This is a genomic window from Pedobacter sp. ASV1-7, assembly GCF_040203335.1.
Lineage (GTDB): Bacteria > Bacteroidota > Bacteroidia > Sphingobacteriales > Sphingobacteriaceae > Pedobacter.
Window position 1 is genome coordinate 108181 of the sequence record NZ_JBEHBV010000009.1, and the last position, 17602, is coordinate 125782.

15 protein-coding genes are annotated in these 17602 nt (G+C 37.0%); 1 reads left to right on the plus strand and 14 read right to left on the minus strand.

The annotated features are described in order from the left end of the window. The first annotated feature begins 12 nt into the window (after positions 1-12). Positions 13-2256, plus strand: a complete 2244-nt coding sequence (locus ABDJ41_RS19160; protein WP_349787714.1) for a hypothetical protein — start codon at positions 13-15, stop codon at positions 2254-2256. Between the two features lie 386 nt (positions 2257-2642). Here the strand turns inward: ABDJ41_RS19160 and trxA are convergent, their stop codons facing one another. The 14 genes from trxA to ABDJ41_RS19230 form a co-directional block, all read right to left on the minus strand. Continuing rightward, positions 2643-2936, minus strand: a complete 294-nt coding sequence (gene trxA / locus ABDJ41_RS19165) for a thioredoxin (RefSeq protein WP_349787715.1) — start codon at positions 2934-2936, stop codon at positions 2643-2645. Continuing rightward, a complete protein-coding gene (locus tag ABDJ41_RS19170) occupies positions 2933-3139 on the minus strand; it encodes a DUF6132 family protein (RefSeq protein WP_349787716.1) in 207 nt (68 codons plus the stop codon). The genes trxA and ABDJ41_RS19170 overlap by 4 nt, the downstream gene beginning before the upstream one ends. Before the next feature lie 2 nt (positions 3140-3141). Then, the gene (locus ABDJ41_RS19175) at positions 3142-3384 is read right to left on the minus strand and encodes a hypothetical protein (protein ID WP_349787717.1); all 243 of its coding nucleotides are present in this window, start codon (positions 3382-3384) and stop codon (positions 3142-3144) included. A 15-nt stretch (positions 3385-3399) separates the two neighbouring features. Further along, positions 3400-3699 carry a rhodanese-like domain-containing protein gene (locus ABDJ41_RS19180; protein ID WP_349787718.1) on the minus strand — a complete coding sequence of 100 codons (300 nt, stop codon included), beginning with the start codon at positions 3697-3699 and terminating at the stop codon, positions 3400-3402. A 6-nt stretch (positions 3700-3705) separates the two neighbouring features. After that, on the minus strand, positions 3706-5088 hold the full coding sequence (locus tag ABDJ41_RS19185; RefSeq protein WP_349787719.1) for an MBL fold metallo-hydrolase: 1383 nt from the start codon (positions 5086-5088) through the stop codon (positions 3706-3708). Positions 5089-5172: 84 nt separating this feature from the next. Then, positions 5173-5976, minus strand: coding sequence for a sulfite exporter TauE/SafE family protein (locus tag ABDJ41_RS19190; RefSeq protein WP_349787720.1), 804 nt, complete (start codon positions 5974-5976; stop codon positions 5173-5175). A gap of 197 nt (positions 5977-6173) precedes the next feature. Then, the gene (locus ABDJ41_RS19195; RefSeq protein ID WP_349787721.1) at positions 6174-7427 is read right to left on the minus strand and encodes an MFS transporter; all 1254 of its coding nucleotides are present in this window, start codon (positions 7425-7427) and stop codon (positions 6174-6176) included. A 128-nt stretch (positions 7428-7555) separates the two neighbouring features. Next, positions 7556-8185, minus strand: a complete 630-nt coding sequence (locus tag ABDJ41_RS19200; RefSeq protein WP_349787722.1) for a Crp/Fnr family transcriptional regulator — start codon at positions 8183-8185, stop codon at positions 7556-7558. A gap of 12 nt (positions 8186-8197) precedes the next feature. Further along, complete coding sequence (locus tag ABDJ41_RS19205; protein WP_349787723.1) at positions 8198-8611, minus strand: DUF6691 family protein; 414 nt, start codon at positions 8609-8611, stop codon at positions 8198-8200. Between the two features lie 5 nt (positions 8612-8616). Then, a complete protein-coding gene (locus tag ABDJ41_RS19210; RefSeq protein WP_349787724.1) occupies positions 8617-9972 on the minus strand; it encodes a hypothetical protein in 1356 nt (451 codons plus the stop codon). A 5-nt stretch (positions 9973-9977) separates the two neighbouring features. After that, complete coding sequence (locus ABDJ41_RS19215) at positions 9978-10535, minus strand: YeeE/YedE family protein (RefSeq protein ID WP_349787725.1); 558 nt, start codon at positions 10533-10535, stop codon at positions 9978-9980. An 80-nt stretch (positions 10536-10615) separates the two neighbouring features. Beyond that, positions 10616-11878 (minus strand): NAD(P)/FAD-dependent oxidoreductase, encoded by a 1263-nt coding sequence (locus ABDJ41_RS19220; RefSeq protein ID WP_349787726.1) that lies wholly within the window; start codon positions 11876-11878, stop codon positions 10616-10618. A 221-nt stretch (positions 11879-12099) separates the two neighbouring features. After that, positions 12100-13230, minus strand: coding sequence for an efflux RND transporter periplasmic adaptor subunit (locus ABDJ41_RS19225; protein ID WP_349787727.1), 1131 nt, complete (start codon positions 13228-13230; stop codon positions 12100-12102). 10 nt (positions 13231-13240) lie between these two features. Then, positions 13241-17590, minus strand: coding sequence for a CusA/CzcA family heavy metal efflux RND transporter (locus ABDJ41_RS19230; protein ID WP_349787728.1), 4350 nt, complete (start codon positions 17588-17590; stop codon positions 13241-13243). Between the last annotated feature and the right edge of the window lie 12 nt (positions 17591-17602).

Consider the following 17602-nt stretch of genomic DNA (forward strand, 5'->3'; position numbering starts at 1 on the left):
AAAGCATAATAAATGACGCAAATAGACTTTAAAAAAGTATTCTCAAAACTTAGCCATATAAAAGCGCTATCTCACGACCAGAAGTTCGAACAAGTAGTACAAAATTTAATAACCTATGCAATTTTTAATTCCACAAGTCCACTGCAATCGGAAAATGATGTTTCTGAGGCCATAGAGTCTATTTATGGTATCTCTATAAGATTACACATCATTCAATCTAATGTTGATAAATTACTTAGTAACGGCTCAGTTACTAAAGATAGAACTACAAAAAAGATAGAGCTATCAGCCGCCGTGATTGAAAAGATAGCAAAAAGAATTTCCGACAGTAATAACCTTGAAAGCAAAGTACGTGGTAAATGGCTTTTGGAGATCTCCCAGGTTTTGAGTTCGATAGAACCAATAAAATATGATGCATTGTGGAAAAATCTTACAGACTACTTGTTCAACGTCTTTGAGCAACATGGGATTGAAACCTTGACGCTCTTAAATCCATCAAATAACGTTTCAACAGACGATCAAAAAAGTCTTTTAGTAATTTTAGATAAAGTTATCGCCGAGAACAAAAATGAGTTTGAAAAAGAAACGTTGGTAATCGCTATCAATCAGTTTATTTTAAAAGCGGATGAAGAACGTACAACATATATATCACAACTTGTAGATGCAACATTTACAAGTTTTGCATTGACTTCTGATTCTGATACGGTTAATTTTTTAAATAATCGACTTCAAAACTTGGTATTATTCTTAGATACTAATTTCATTTTTGGAATTCTTGATCTACATAAAAATACTGAAGACGCATCCGCGAGGGAAATTCTTTCGGAAATAAAGAAAAACAAATTTCCATTCAAACTTACTTATCATCCCGAAACTTTATCCGAATTCAAAAGAGCGTTTGATGCAAAAGCACTTTTCATAAAATCTACTAAATGGAGTCGGGAAACTAGTCGACTAGCATTAGAAGTAGATGGTTTAAGTCCATTAGAAGAACTTTATCATAAAGAGAATGTTAATCAAAGTATTGATCCAGACGTATTTTTAGATAAGTATGATCATGTTGACCTAATAATAAAAGATCTAGGCTTAATTGAACATAATGTAACAAAATCATCAATTTATGAATCGGCTGATCTAGAGGAGGATATCGCAAAATATCAATCTTTTTATGAAGCCATTCGCCATAGAAAACCGAAATCTTATCAGGGTTTTAAGCATGATATTGAAGTTCTTAGAGAAGTTCGCTCATTGAATCATAAGAAAACAAAATTTCTGGAGAGTAAGGCTTTTTTTATTAGTTCAGATTATATTTTAAGCAAGTTCGAAAAGGAGTATTACAAAAAAAGGTGGGAAATTAGTTTCATCATTGCTCCTAGTACATTTTTACAGCTTATAAGACCATTTATTCAAAACGACTATCAAGCTAACAAAAAGTTTATTGACACTTTTAGTATCCCAGACTTGCGGACATTCGAGATTGATTATACAAACACACGGTCTAAAACGCTACAGATTCTAAATGATAGTTATCATGATACTTCATTTGAAACAAAAGTCAATATATTAAGAGATCAGGTTTTGCTTGAGAAATTTGATAGGCTTAAATCAAATCATGATGCGCAAATTGAACTCATAGAAAATAGAATAGCAGTTGAGAATTCGATTTTGTCAAAGGGTAAGCAAGAAGCTGAAATCGAGATTCAGAAATTATCTCAGGAATTCCAATCACTTGAGACATCAAAAATTGAAGTTGAAAAAGAGGCCACAAAGAAGAACGACGAAATTAACAAACTTAAGAGTGAACTTGGTGAGATAAGGGCAATTTTGGAAAGAGAACAATCTGACAAAGCTCTGTTGGAATGGGAGAATAATAAAATGGAGCATGTTAATAAAGGTTTAGTAAATAAACGAAAAGAATATAATACTGACTTTAGATATTCTTTTTGGCCATTTCTCTCATTGATAATTTTAGGAACCTACATTTTTGCTGTCAGCAGATTTTATTTTCCTATAAAGGAGTATTTGGTGCCTTCACATTTAAGCGAACGATGGTATGTAATCATCGTTATTATTTTAGGCGTTGCAAGTGTTTGGGAACTTGGATATCGCACCTATGTGGTTGACAAAACGCGCATGGCTCAGGGCTTGAAATGGATGACTACTTTTGGTATAAGTAGAAGGAAGAGTAAATTGCTAAATTCATATTCAGACAAATTTGAAGAGGAATATCATAATAGTTTTCCTAAACCATTCTAGTTCTGTAATTAGTTTTTCTAAGCTAATATATGTGTGGTTAATCGATAAATGTATTTATATACGTGAATTCTAAAAAAGAAATCTTATATTTAAGTATAGCAATTGCAGCTAAAAACGTACAAATAAAATGGTGAGCGATTAGGTGAGTCAAAATCGAAAACCGCATAAAATACTATTTAAACGCTGATATTTGAACAAGGTTCGAATCCCAGCGGGATCACGTTACCGGAGTAAAATTTTTCAAGAAATTTTACTCCGGTTTTTTTATATCGTAACTTGTTGTTGATGTGGTAGATAAGTTGAGTTACTTCGTTGATCTCGGATCAAGCGGAATTCTTGGGGGGAAGAAAATTTAAGCATAGATTTTAGATAATCTGAATATTATATTATAGATTTTCGTTTATCAATCGTTCTAATTCGTTTGCAGGGAAAACGCCTGACTGCCGCCATTTTATCTCTCCATTCTTAAAAATAGCCAATGTAGGAACACTGCGTATTTGGTATTGTGCCGAAACTTGCGGATTTTGATCCACATCAATTTTAACAATCAATGCCTTTTCTCCAACACGTTGTTTAAGTTCTTCTAATATAGGTGCCTGCATTTTGCAAGGTCCGCACCACGTAGCGAAAAAATCGACCAACACGGGTTTATTCTGATTAATGATTTCTTGAAATGTCATTGCTTTGCTTTTTTATCTTTTTTAAACATAGAGAATAATAAACCTCCCATTACCGAGCCATACAACGTGCTATTGATTGGACTGGATGTGATGGCACAAGTACCCGAATTGCATCCTACAAATTTCCAGTAGAGAAATCCGGCCAGAGCACCTAATGGTATTCCGATGATGGTAAAAAGGTTTTTTCTTATAAATGTATCCATAGCTATTTTGATTTTACTTCTTCGTAGGTAATGTCTTCTGTGGCTGTCGTTTTTCTTGAAGAATAAGTGGTCTTACAGCCAGCTGTACTACAACAGCCTATGTTGAATACAGGCATCAATGTAAATAAACCACCTAATGCAACAAGCATCCATTGGTGTGCCTGAAACCCTTGAACACTCACAATAACTCCCAAAACCAAACGAATAAATCGCATCAAATTCCAGTTACTTAAATAGTTTTTCATGTTACTTCATTTTAATTATTTAGAAATTGCCGAGTTAACATTTTGCCAGGTACCACCGTTGGTTACATTGTTTAATCCATTTTTTTGTAAAATAGTCTTTGCCTGACTACTCCGGTTTCCGCTTCTGCAAAATACCACTATATTTTTCTTCCCTTTGAATTTGGCAAGTTGTCCCGATATTTTATCCAACGGAATGTTCACAGCTCCTTCAACGCTTCCTTGTGCAAATTCCTCTTCAGTACGAACATCCACCAAAAAAAGATATTTTTTATCTGAAAATTTATCTTTAGAAAGATTATTTAATAATTCTAACATGATTTTTTAGCTGTTTACTTCCATCCATTCTTTCATTCCGGCAGAATAGTTTTTTACGTTTTTGAAACCATGGTTAGCCAACAATGATTGTGCAATTGTCGCTCTGTCTCCACTTTGACAATGGATAACGATCTGTTTGTCTTTATCGAATTTGTCTAAATTATCCGGCAATGTTCCTACAAACACGTGATCTGCTCCATCTACGTGATAGGTTTGGTATTCTGTCAATCCTCTTACATCGACGATTTGAACATTCGGATTTAGGATATAAGATTTGAATTCTTCCATATTGATAATAGTTTCCGTTTCTAATTCTAATCCCAAATCACTCACATCTGAAATATACCCGTAAATATTATCCAAGCCTATACGCATCAGTTTTCTGGTCAAATCTTCCATTTGGTCATCACCTGCAACCAAAATAAATTGCTCCTGATAATTCAATAACCAACCTGCCCATGTAGAGAAAGAATTATTGCCCTGGATATTGATACTTCCTGGAATAAAACCTTTAGCGAAATCTGCCTTATTTCGGGTATCGATTACTTTCAAGCCGTTATTGTATGCGTTTAAGAATTGCTCCTTTGACAATTTTGGATGCTTTGGCACTTCCACTAACAAGGTTCTGTTGACCTTATTTAAATGCTTCATCATCGCAAAATACTTCGGCGGTTCTGGCTGACCTTCCAACAGGTATTTTATAAATCCGGCTTCGTCATCTTCGTATTGAAATGCCCAGTTGCGAATTTTTTCGTACCCAACTGTAGAGCTTGGAACCGCACCCAAAGCTTTTCCGCAAGCAGAACCAGCTCCGTGTGCTGGCCATACCTGCACGTATTCAGGTAATTCGGCAAATCGCTGGATAGATTCATACATTTGTTTGGCTCCTTTTTCTTGTGTGCCAACCAAACCTGCCGCTTTTTCCAATAAATCAGGACGACCAATATCGCCTACAAAGACAAAATCTCCCGTGAATACCATCACAGGCTTATCTGTGGCCGGATGGTCTGTCAACAAAAAGCTGATGCTTTCCGGTGTGTGCCCAGGTGTGTGCAATACTTCAAGGGTAAGGTTTCCAACAGTAATTTTATCTCCGTGTTTTAACTTGGCATGATGCGGAAACTGGTATTTCCAGTCTTTGCCGCCTTCATCTGAAAGATACATCTGTGCTCCAGTCACTGCAGCCAACTCGCGTGAACCACACAGAAAATCAGCATGAATGTGCGTTTCGGTAATATGCGTGATTTTCATATTGTTTTGCTTTGCAATTTCCAAATACACATCAATATCACGCTGTGCATCAATTACAATGGCTTCGCCCTTTGCCTGGCAACCTAAAAAGTAACTCGCTTGAGCTAAACTTTTATCATATACGTGTTGAAAAAACATAATTTTTAAGATTTTAAATTTTACATTACAAAATTACAACCTGCTTATAACCTATACAGTAACATAAGTTACAAGACTATTTTTTTATAAGAATAATTCTTTGATAAGGATGTAGATTCCCATAACGAGTACAAACCAACCGAAAGCAGATTTGAGTTTGTTGCCTTCTATTTTTTTAGATAGAAAAATTCCGATGAAAATTCCGACACCGGATAGTCCAGTAAATGTGGAAAGTAAAGTCCAGTCAATAGTTTCACTTCCTTGCAAATCACCCGTAAACCCTAAAAGGGATTTAGCAGCAATGATAAACAACGATGTTCCCACAGCTAATTTCATTGGCATTTTTGCCAATAAAACCAATGCAGGAATAATTAGAAATCCGCCACCTGCACCAACCAATCCCGTAAGTGTACCAACCAATGCTCCTTCCAAAAGAATGATGGGATAGTTGTATTTTATCTCGGATTTTTCATCGTCTTTACAATGCGGGCAAGGGCGTATCATAGAAATAGAGGCAAAAATCATTACGATGGCAAACAGTACCATCAAAGCAATGGGTTTGGTAAACTGAAAATCTCCAAGAGAAAAAAGTACATCAGGAATTAAAGGCATCAGATATGCCCGAGTTAAATACACCGCAACAATAGACGGAGCACCGAAAATAAAAACAGTTTTAAAATCTACTTTTTTCTGGAGGGCATTCTGAACTCCACCTACCAAGGAAGTAGTCCCCACTACAAATAAGGAATAAGCTGTGGCTAATATGGGATTAACACCCATTACATAAACCAAAATAGGAACGGTAAGTATGGAGCCTCCGCTACCTATAAGTCCTAATGAAACACCTACTAAAACGGCTAATACATAGCCTATAAGATCTGTTGCCATAATTATCTAGTTAAATGATACAGCAAAATTAGCATGCCGCTATAACACAGGCAGTAACAATTGTTACAGAGCTTAAAAGAAAAAAGATTATACTGAAAGAAAACTGTGAGCTTATAATATTTTAAACTCACAGTAAAATCAGAAATTAGGGTTTGCTATCTACTTTTTTATCAGCTTATAAGCAGCCTTTCTTCAAATCACATCTGTTGAGCTATTGTTTCTTTCATCCTTATCCAGACGATAAGACCGGAAATAAACGTAATTATTCCAGCGATGTGAACAGCCCATTCCAATCCGAAGAAGCTACCGACTATTCCTGCCATCAATGCACCGATAGCGTAGCCCATATCTCGCCAAAAACGATAAACCCCTAAGGAGGATGCCCGCCAGGTTGGGTGAGCGGTATCGCTTACTGCGGCCAGCAAAGCAGGATACACCATAGCTGTACCAATACCCAAAAGTACCGAACCAATCAAACCAGAGGTTAAAGGTTCAAACCATTCAAAGCCAATAACAACGTGTCCCAAAACCTGCACGAACATTCCCCAAACAATCAAAGGCTTTCTGCCTATTCGGTCGGCTAATGGTCCGGTAACAATTTGTCCTACGCCCCAAACCACAGGATAAAAAGCTTTAATCCAACCAACACCTTCCAAACCTACTCCCATAGACATAAAAAGTAAAGGAAATACACCCCAAGACATTCCGTCATTCAGATTGTTTATCAGTCCTGCTTGCGAAATAGAAAACAGGTTTTTGTTTTTGAATGAAGTCTCTTTAAACACCCACCACAAGTTTGGTTTATGAGCCATTTCATTTGATGCTATTTGTATGGCTTCTAATTGGGCAAATTTTCGGGTATCTCGAACCACAAAAATGGAAAGCAATAATCCAACAATGGTATAAGCGATTCCGATATAAAAAGGCTGTGGTCTTAGTCCGTAATACGATGCTAAATAACCTGTCAGCAATGCGGTCAACCCGACCGCTCCATAACCTGCGGCTTCGTTTAGTCCCATTGCTAAACCTCTACTTTTCTTACCCACTAAATCTATTTTCATATTGACGGTCATAGACCAAGCTAATCCCTGACTTATTCCAAGCAATACATTGGCAAATAAAATCCAATTCCAAGACGGTGCAAAAGCTAAAAGAAATGGAATGGGTAAACCAACTAACCAACCCCAGATCAAGACTTTCTTACGGGTATATTTGTCTGCCAAAACACCCGAAATCAGGTTGGTAAACGCCTTGACTACACCAAAAGCAATGATGAATGAAAACACAACAATATCCGATTGGATATGAAATTCTTCTGTACCAATCAGAGGAACCACCGTCCTTTCCAAACCGACCATACCGCCCACCATCATATTGACTAATACCAAAATAGAAAACTGTTGCCAGTTTTCTATCAATCCTAAGTTTATATTTTTCTTTCTTTTAACCATTCTATTTCTCCATCTATCAGCTTATAATCGACAATATGGATTCTAACTTGTTTAATTTTCTTATAGTTATTGGAAATAGATACGGACAACCAATAGCAAACCGGATATGATGGATTTCTTCTATGGCGTTAGTTTAATAGTTCTATGTTATTGCGGTTCAGCTTTATTTTTCCTTCATTTTCCAAAGCTTTCAGTAATCGTGAAATAACCACTCGTGAACTGTTTAATTCGTAAGCAATCTCCTGATGAGTTTTGGTGATAATACTCGAATCGTTGATCTTGCTTTTTTCCAAGAGATAGTTGTAAAGGCGTTCGTCCATGTGCATAAAGGCAATATTGTCTATTGCGGCCAGCATTTCATTAAAACGGTTGTTGTAACTTTCAAAAACAAAGGCGCGCCAGCTTTTATATTTCCCGAGCCATTCTTCCATTTTACCTACTGGAATCATGGCTACCAAACCGTTATTTTCTGCCACGGCACGAATTTCACTTTTCTTATCACCCATACAGCAGGTAAGTGTCATGGAACAGGTATCTCCTTTTTCGATGAAGTATAACAGAAGCTCGCCGGTATCAAAATCTTCCCGCATGATTTTAATGGCTCCGCTGATCAGCAAAGGCATCGTTTTTATGTACTTTCCAATATCTATCAATACATCACCTTCTTTAAATTCGACAATTTTAGCGACAGAAACGATTTCGTCAATCAACTCTTTTTCGAATATTCCCCGATAGGTTTCACGAATTAATTCTTCCATATTTATTTTGATTTAATGAGGTAACTTGTTTTTTATCAGACCATAAAACCAAGTACCTAATACCGCTCCTAAAATTACAACTAAAATTGGGAAGTATCCTGCTCCGGTCAATACAAACATCGGTCCGGGACAAGCGCCTGCCAATGCCCAACCTAAACCAAAAAGAACACCACCGATTAAATAACGTGGAATACTTTTGTCTTTATCTGCTATAACAATAGGATTCCCATTTACGTCTTTTACTTTGCTTCTTTTGATGTACTGAACAATAATAACCCCCACAGCTAAAGCTGTTCCCATTAATCCATACATGTGAAAGGATTGGAACTGGAACATTTCATAAATTCTGAACCAAGATGCGGCTTCGGATTTGTACATAACAATCCCGAAAAATGTTCCTATAATAAGATAAACTATGTTTTTCATTGCTTTTAAAAATTAAAATTTGTTATTAGATTTAATTGGTTGTAATCGCTTTTTTGTGAAACCAATTGTGTGTTATGGTCGTTTTTATTTTGTTTCCAAACATATAATAACTCGATATGAAGACCTTTTAAGAAATCGATGAACTCATAATGCAGTCGTGTATTAACCTGGTAATGATCATCGATATTGTATTTGTTTAACACATAATCTTCTATTACTGCTCCATGAGTAGTGGTTGCATCGATATTCAGAAATAGATGTTTCCAATTGTACTGATACCCAATAGCAAAGACATCAACTCCTCCCAGTCCTTCGATACGGCTTCTGGGCATGGAGGTATAAAACTGATCCCGTCCCAATTCTTTTGGGAATAAATACCTACCGGACTTAAAAGATGTTGAAAAGGCTGCTTTGATTTGGGAAGATCCTTTTTTGCATTTCAGCATAAAACTGGCAATCTGTCCGTTTTCGTTTGGCTGTACATATCGGTTTTCGTAATCAAGTGTCTTTTGATAGGAGTTAGGTATCTGATATGAATAAATCATGCCTATCTGCCAATACTGTTTTGAATACTCCAATTGCAACCAAGAGGTATTGATAAATTTATCCAAATGAAGATTCCAGAAATTTGCGTTAAAATTTTTGAATTCTTTCCCTAAATGAACAATTGCCAATCCTTGGGAATTGGTTGTTCCTTCGTATGCTGCTTTTTCGCCGTTCGGTAAATAACCGTTATCGGTAAGTCCTATTGCTTCTTCCATTGGAAACCATTCGGTCATCGATCTTGGAGAAACGCTGTGAATCCAGGCTACATCAGCCTGAAATTTTTCATCTTTGTGATGCAGCCAACCTCCCTGAAAGGCAAAAGGCTTCATTCTTCCATCACTTTTATTCAATAAGGGCGTATATTCTACCGGTATTTTCCCGTAGGTTACGTACGAATTTTTCCAATGATATTTGATATACAGTTCCTCCAATCTGTCCAGAGCTTTAAAATTGTCCTTATGGTTTACATCAAAAAGTTCCTGTTCCCATCGTGATGATTTACTGGTTTGATTGTAAGGTTTATTCAAATCAGATGAAAACAGTTTGTAGGTAAATACTCCCGAAACACCTAGTTGAAAACCCTTGTACGATTTGGTTTCATAGCTTAATACACCTCCAATGGCATTAGCATAATAATCGTTTCCATGATTGTTCTCTGTTGCCATAAAATAGTTACGGATATGGCCGCTGATTTCACCTTCTTTAAGATAAGAAACCAATGTTTTATTTTCAAGGGTATCTTTTGTGTGATTTTCCTGTGCCATTATTGGTTGAGAAAGTATAGTTGCAACCAGTATTACCACCAGCCTTTTCATTCGTGTTAAAAAATTAAAGGAAAAATAAGATGTACCATAATCAATCCTCCAATGAAAAATCCAATAGTAGCAATCAACGACGGTAACTGTAAATTACTGATACCTGATATAGCGTGTCCAGATGTGCAACCACCTGCGTAACGTGCTCCAAAACCAACCAATATGCCTCCAATCAAAAGTATAGCCAATGTTTTAGGATCTGAAAACGCTTCCGGTCCAAAAAGTTCTGTGGGTACATACGCTTTCCCTGCACTTTCAAAACCTTTTTCCTTTAAGTGCTCAATCGTTTTCGGATTTAAATCTGGTATTTGATTATCAGACAGATAATTTGAAGCTACAAAACCACCGATGACAGCTCCCGTCATTACCAATAAATTCCAGCGTTGTGCTTTCCAATCAAAACAGAAAAAGTCACAAGTTTTGTCGGCGCCGCATATGGTGCATAATGTTCTTAAATTGGACGACATTCCAAAATTTTTACCTACGTAGAGTAAGACAAACATCGTCAATGCAATCAATGGTCCGCTAACATACCACGGCCAAGGTTCTAAAATCCATTCCATAAATTATATTGTCATTATTTATTATTGTTGCAAATTTCAGCCTATAAAAAGAGATAGTCTGTTACATAGGTTACACAAGACTAAACATCTTCACCTTTCATCATTTTATGCCAATACAAATAAGGGAGCATATATTTTTTTAAAAGCCACAAACGCCAGTGTTCTTTTGAGCTGTCGCTGATAAGCATCATTTTAAGTTTTGGATCGGGCGTGAATTCATTTTTGTAATTAAATTCGGCTAAAACCATTTTTCCGTATCCGGTTACTAACGGACAAGATGAATATCCTTGATATGATTTGTTGTCGGCAGCTTTTCCTTTTAGCAGTTTAAGGATATTATCGACCACTACAGGAGCCTGTTTACGTATGGCTGCTCCGGTTTTTGCAGTTGGCAATGCAGCTACGTCTCCAATTCCGAAAATATTTGGATATTTTTTGTGTCGAAGACTATTGATATCAACATCTAACCAACCTGCTTCATTCACTAATACAGATTCTTTCACAAACTTTGGAGCTGTTTGTGGCGGAGCTAAATGTAACAAATCGAAAGGCATTTCAATCAATGAATCACCTTGTTGTTTTTCTCCCAAAACATTACCTTCCTTTACGATACAGTTGTTATCATCAGTAGCAACACTTTTGAAATAGACTATTTTTTTGTCGGCGTCTATTTTAACGGGAGCATAAAAAGGTTTAAAATGTACATTGTATCTATGGATCACTTTCATTAATGTATCTGCAATTCGCTTCACCCCAAAGATGACAGTACTGGGAGTTGCAAAAACTACATTTGATTTTTTGTCTAATCCATTCCTGCGAAAGTAGTCTGCAGCCAGATACATGATTTTCTGCGGAGCTCCACCACATTTTATAGGTGTTGTTGGTTGCGTGAAAACCGCATTTCCACCTTTGAAATTCTTTAGGCATTCCCAGGTATATTTCGGATCTATATAGTTACTGCATACAACTCCCTTTTTTACTGCTTCTTCCAACCCTTCTATTAGGGAAAGATCATTTACTAATCCAGGAGAAACAATGAGATAATTGTAGCTAATTACCTGACCTTGTTGTGTTTTTATTTTGGCTTCCTCGGGAAAGAATTCTGTCACAGAATCCTGAATCCACTCTGCTTGATGTGGGATTAACTCCCTTATAGTTTTTTTTGTTTTGTCGAAATCATAAGTTCCTGCTCCGACCAATGTCCAGGCTGGTTGATAATAGTGCATCTCTGCCGGATCAATGATGACAATGTCAAGTGACTTCTCCTTTTTTAAAAGCTGAGCTGCTGTCATGATTCCTGCTGTGCCAGCTCCAATTATGACTATTTGATAATGTGCTTTCATATCCTCATTATTTAAATTATTCGTAAAAGTATATTCCGAATAAAAGAATGTCTGTAACAAATGTTACTGAAAGGCATATTTATGAAGAATAATATAAGGCTAAGTGGCTGTAGTAGTTATAATAAAGTATTTAATCATTTAAAATTGAAGGTATTATGAGGTACATTAAAAACATCCTTTTATCAATAAGCGAAAATTCAACAAAATTGACGAAAACCAGCTTATTCTTCTTTATTTTTAATCATCATCAGTAGGGAATAAGCTCCCTTAAACACAAATTCCTGGTTTTCAATATTACTGTTATTTACAAAGGTAATTGCTGTATAGCCATTGTCATTCTCGCCTGTGTTCACTCCAACCATCTCGAATGTGTTTTTTCCTTTGCTAATAAATGTAAATTGCTTTCCTTCGTATTCTACAATTGCTTCAGAAGGAATTGCCGTTGCCGGTGTATTTTTAACCTGGATTTCAGCATTCATATAGGTGCCTGGAATGAGCCGCTGGTCGTAGTTTTCAAAATAACATAATACATCGGTATTTCTGTCTTCGGACAGATCCTTTCCAATCATCATAATCTTACACTTATGTTTCTTTCCCTGTTCATTATTCATATAAGCTAATAAGAATTGGCCAACATATAGCTTATCCAGATCACGTTCAAACACCTTTAATGCCAAATGGATATTCGAAGGATCAATCAATTCAAAGAGGACTTCTGTAGGTGTTACATATTTTCCAATATTTACATTTACTTTTGAAACGTAGCCGCTAATGGGTGAGTAAATGTTTACACTTTTAATAATTTTAGTTTCACTGATGCTGTTGACATTAATACCAGCAATTGCTAGCTTTTGTTTTAAAGCTGAGATCAGTACAAGTTGGCTCCGATAATCTGCTTCGGATTGTTGAAAAATCTTATCACTGCTGGCCTGACTTTTATTTAAGTCTTTTTGTCTGTTATATTCATTCTCCAGATAGTTGATCTTCGTTTTCGCTGTGAGGTAATCTTGTTGTAACTGGACGTATTGCTGGTCTTCGACAGTACCAATTACCTGGCCCTTTTTAATGTGCATTCCTGGCAATAGATTGGTTGATTTTAAATATCCTCCAAGTGGCACACTTACTGATATCATATTTTGTGGTGGAACATCTATTTTTCCGTTGAGTTTTAAGCTGGTTGAAATCTGCTTTTGTTCAACTTTACCAGTAGTGATGGCTGCATTTTTAAATTGGGCCTCCGTTAGCGTCACGATGTTCGAATCTATTGCCACTTCTTCGGGCGTTGTATTGTTTTGTTGTCCACAGCCTGACATGAACAGGAGCGTTGCAGACAAATAGGTTAGGAGTCTCATGGTTGATAAATTAAGGACGAGTTAGATAATTAAGTAGCACTAGCGTTTCGTTAAGGTTTTTAACTGCTTCCAGATAATCGCTTTTTACAGCTGTAGCCTGATTGATCAATTGCACCCAATCCAGGTAGTTGATATTTCCACTATTCAGCTGTTGATTTGCTGTTTTCATGATCAAATCGGCGTTCTTCACTGATTTAGCTTCAAAATATGCAACCGTTTGTAGGTGGTTTTGATATTGACCCAGCATGGATTGATATTCTGCAGATAGCTTTTGAAAATTAAGGTCATAATTGCTTTTTGCTAATAGCATATTGATCTTTGCACTGTTGATTTTAGCTTTTACATATTGGGTGAAAATGGGAATACCCAATCCCAGTTGTACAGTGCTAAACCGGTTTGATCTGGTATATAATTTTTCATCAGGACCAGTTCCTTTAAAGCTTCCATTGTTGTATCCCAATGACAGTTCTGGTAGTAATTTACTTTTTTCGACTGCGATAGTTGCTTTGGCTATTTCTTGATCTTGTAAAGCAACTTTAATGGCCGGATGTTCGTCAAGATCAAAGCGAACCAGCTCAAGGCGAGCTATAGGCTTTGTTTCAATTATTGGTTTAAAACGGTTGGTAGAATTTAATAATATCAGAAAATGCAGTTGCGAAACCTCTTCATCTGCTTCTACTTGTCTGAGTTGCATCTTAATTTGTGCCAATAATGTTTCTGCACTTGTTTTTTCAAGTATATTACTTTCACCCTTTAACAGTCGGAGTTCGGCTTTTTTGTAGAATCCTGTATAAAGACTGTCGGATTGTAATAGCAGCTTCTTTTTTTGCTGTAGGTAAACTATAAAATAAAATATCTGACTCACTTCTTTCTTTAAGTCGGCCTCTTTGAGCGCTAGGGTCAACATACCGCTCTTCCAATCTTCACGCAACAACTTGTTTTGCCTTGAGTAAACGGTTGGAAAGCTAAAGGATTGATTGATTCCAAATTTTGTATCGGTATAACTGCTATTGATTTGACCAACTTCTGCAGAAACATTTGTTTGAGGAATATTTGCAGAAGTTTTAATTAGTGCTTGTTGGTACCGGGTCTTCAGTTTTTCATTTTTTATTGTTAGGTTGTTTTTTATCGCTGTGTCTATCGCAGCCTGAAGGGTTATAGGCGTTTGTGCGTGGACAACTGAGGTTATTCCCATTAATAACAAAATGGTTGTGCCAGGAATAGTTGATTTTTTAATTCCCATTTTAAAGCCTGTTTCAAACATGATGTATAAAATTGGTAAAACAAATAGGGTGAGAAAGGTAGCAATCAGCAAGCCTCCTATAACCACAGTTGCCAATGGTCTTTGAACTTCAGCACCTGCTCCATTGCTTAATGCCATCGGCAAAAAACCTAATGAAGCTACAAAGGCAGTCATCAATACTGGTCTTAATCTTACTTTCGTGCCCTTCAGTACAATGCGTTTCAGGTCTGTAATTCCTTTCTGTTTGAGTTGATTAAATTCTGAAATCAATACAATACCATTTAGTACGGCGACCCCAAAAAGTGCTATAAAACCTACGCCGGCACTGATGCTAAATGGCATTTCTCTCATTGCCAAAAATAAGATACCGCCAATAGCCGATAACGGAATTGCAGAATAAATCAGTAAGCCCTGTTTTAGAGAGCCAAAAGCAAAATAAAGGAGTAAAAAGATCAATAATAACGAAACCGGAACAGCTATCATTAAGCGATCTTTAGCTGCATTTAGATTTTCAAAAGCCCCCCCATAGTTTACATAATAGCCTGTTGGAAGTTTCATCTGCTGATTTACTTTTTGCTGAAGTTCGTTGACAATACTTTGAATGTCTCTGTCGCGAACGTTAAAGCCCACTACAATTCTTCTTTTTGCATCCTCTCGTTGTATTTGATTGGGACCATCTTTGATCTGAACATTCGCTAGCTGATATAAGGGGACCTGTGTACCCTTAGGTGTTGATATCAATAGATTTTGAATATCCTTAAGGTCTTTTTTTTCCGATCCACTAATTTTCACTACAACTTCAAACCGTTTCTCACCTTCAAACAACATTCCTGTACTTTGTCCGGCGAGAGCCGTATTTATAATTCTGTTCACATCATTGATGTTTAGGTCGTACTGAGCCAGCGCATTGCGATTGTAATCAATGATGATCTGAGGCATACCAGCTACGGTTTCTACATAAAGGTTTTTTGCGCCATCAACGGTATTGATGATCTTACCCAGTTGATTGGCATAATGGGATAGGGTATCTAAGTCTTCACCAAATATTTTACATACCACATCCTGTCTTGCCCCAGTCATCAATTCATTGAATCTCATTTGAACGGGAAATTGAAAACCAGCAGTAATTCCTGGTACATCCTGTAAGGCCATTCCCATTTTTTCAGCTAACTCATTAAATGTTTTTGCAGAAGTCCATTCGTGTTTAGGCTTCAGAATCACCATCATATCACTTGCTTCCATAGGCATTGGATCTGTTGGTACTTCGCCACTTCCTATTTTGGTGACTATCTTTTCTACTTCCGGAAATTGACTCTTTAAGATATGGGCTGCCTTTTGTGTATTTTCTATTGTTGTGGTGATGCTGCTACCAGGCAATACTCTGGTATCAACGGCAAAGTCACCTTCTTCCAAAGCAGGAATAAATTCTCCACCTAGGTTGCTTAGCAGGAATATAGAGATGATAAACAAACTGCCAACGCATAGCATAACCGTTTTTGGGAAGTTTATGATATAATTTAATGCTGCCTGGTATTTTCGTTCTACGGCTGCCATGATCCGATCAGAGATGTTGGGTTTGTGTTTTGTTTTTTTGCTCAGAAAAACTGAACTCATCATAGGAATATAAGTTAGCGAAAGAATAAAAGCACCCAATAGGGCGAAGGCAACAGTTTGTGCCATTGGTTTAAACATTTTTCCCTCAATTCCCTCAAGAGCGAATATAGGAAGGTAGACTACTAGAATGATGATTTGTCCGAATACGGCACTGTTCATCATTTTACTAGCAGAGCTATTTACCTCTATGTCCATCTCTTGTTGGCTAAGCCGATCATTGGATCTGTTAAATTTACCATGAGTTAGCCTATGCATGACCGCCTCAACAATAATCACAGCACCATCTACAATCAAACCGAAATCTAGTGCCCCCAAACTCATCAAATTGCCGCTAACCCCAAAAAGGTTCATCATGATGATGGCAAACAACATAGCCAGAGGAATAACTGAGGCAACTAAAATACCCGCTCTGAAGTTACCTAAGAATAACACCAGTACAAAGACTACAATAAGCGCACCTTCAAGTAAATTTTTAGACACGGTACTAATGGCATTGTTGACCATTTTAGTGCGGTCTAAAAAGGGTTCGATGACTACACCTTCAGGCAAAGTTTTCTGGATCTGCATTATGCGATCTTTAACATTTTTGATAACCTCACTGCTGTTGGCTCCCTTGAGCATCATAACTACGGCTCCTGCGACTTCACCTTCATCATTATAACACATCGCTCCATATCGTGTTGCATAACCCGTTTTAACTTCGGCAACATCTTTTATGAAAAGAGGACTACCTCCACCAATAGTTTTAATCAATGTATTTTCAATATCACTTGTACTTTTAAAAAGTCCCTGACTCCTGATATACAAGACAGTTGGCCCTTTTTCAATGTAGGCACCTCCCGTATTTTGGTTGTTCTTTTCAAGTGCATTGAATACGTCGGTAATGCTAATGCCGTGTGATAATAGTTCATTTGGCTTTACTTCAATGGAATATTGCTTGAGTTTACCACCAAAGCTACTTACCTCAGCAATTCCTTTTACACCAAGTAATTGACGGCGTACAATCCAATCCTGTATGGTTCTTAGATCTGTTTCATTGTATTTGTTAGCGTAGCCTGGTTTTGGTTTTATTACATATTGATAAATCTCGCCCAAGCCAGTGCTGACAGGGCCAAGTTCCGGTACGCCGATACCAGCTGGAATCTGCGATTGTACCTGTTGTAAACGTTCGGCAATCTGTTGACGTGCCCAATAGATATCGGTAGCATCGTCAAAAACAATAGTCACCAGCGATAAACCAAATCTGGAAAAGCTTCGGATTTCTTTGAGACCTGATAGGTTGCTGTTGGCCTGTTCAATAGGGTAGGTCACCAAACGTTCAATATCTGTGGCGCCGAATGAAGGTGCAATAGTAATTACCTGCACTTGGTTGTCAGTGATGTCTGGGACAGCATCTATTGGCAGTTTAGTCACTTCATAACTACCATAGCCGATCAGGGCAAAGATAAAAAGTGCAATAATGAGCTTATTTCTAATGGAAAAAGCAATAATTTTATTCAGCATAACCAAAAAAAT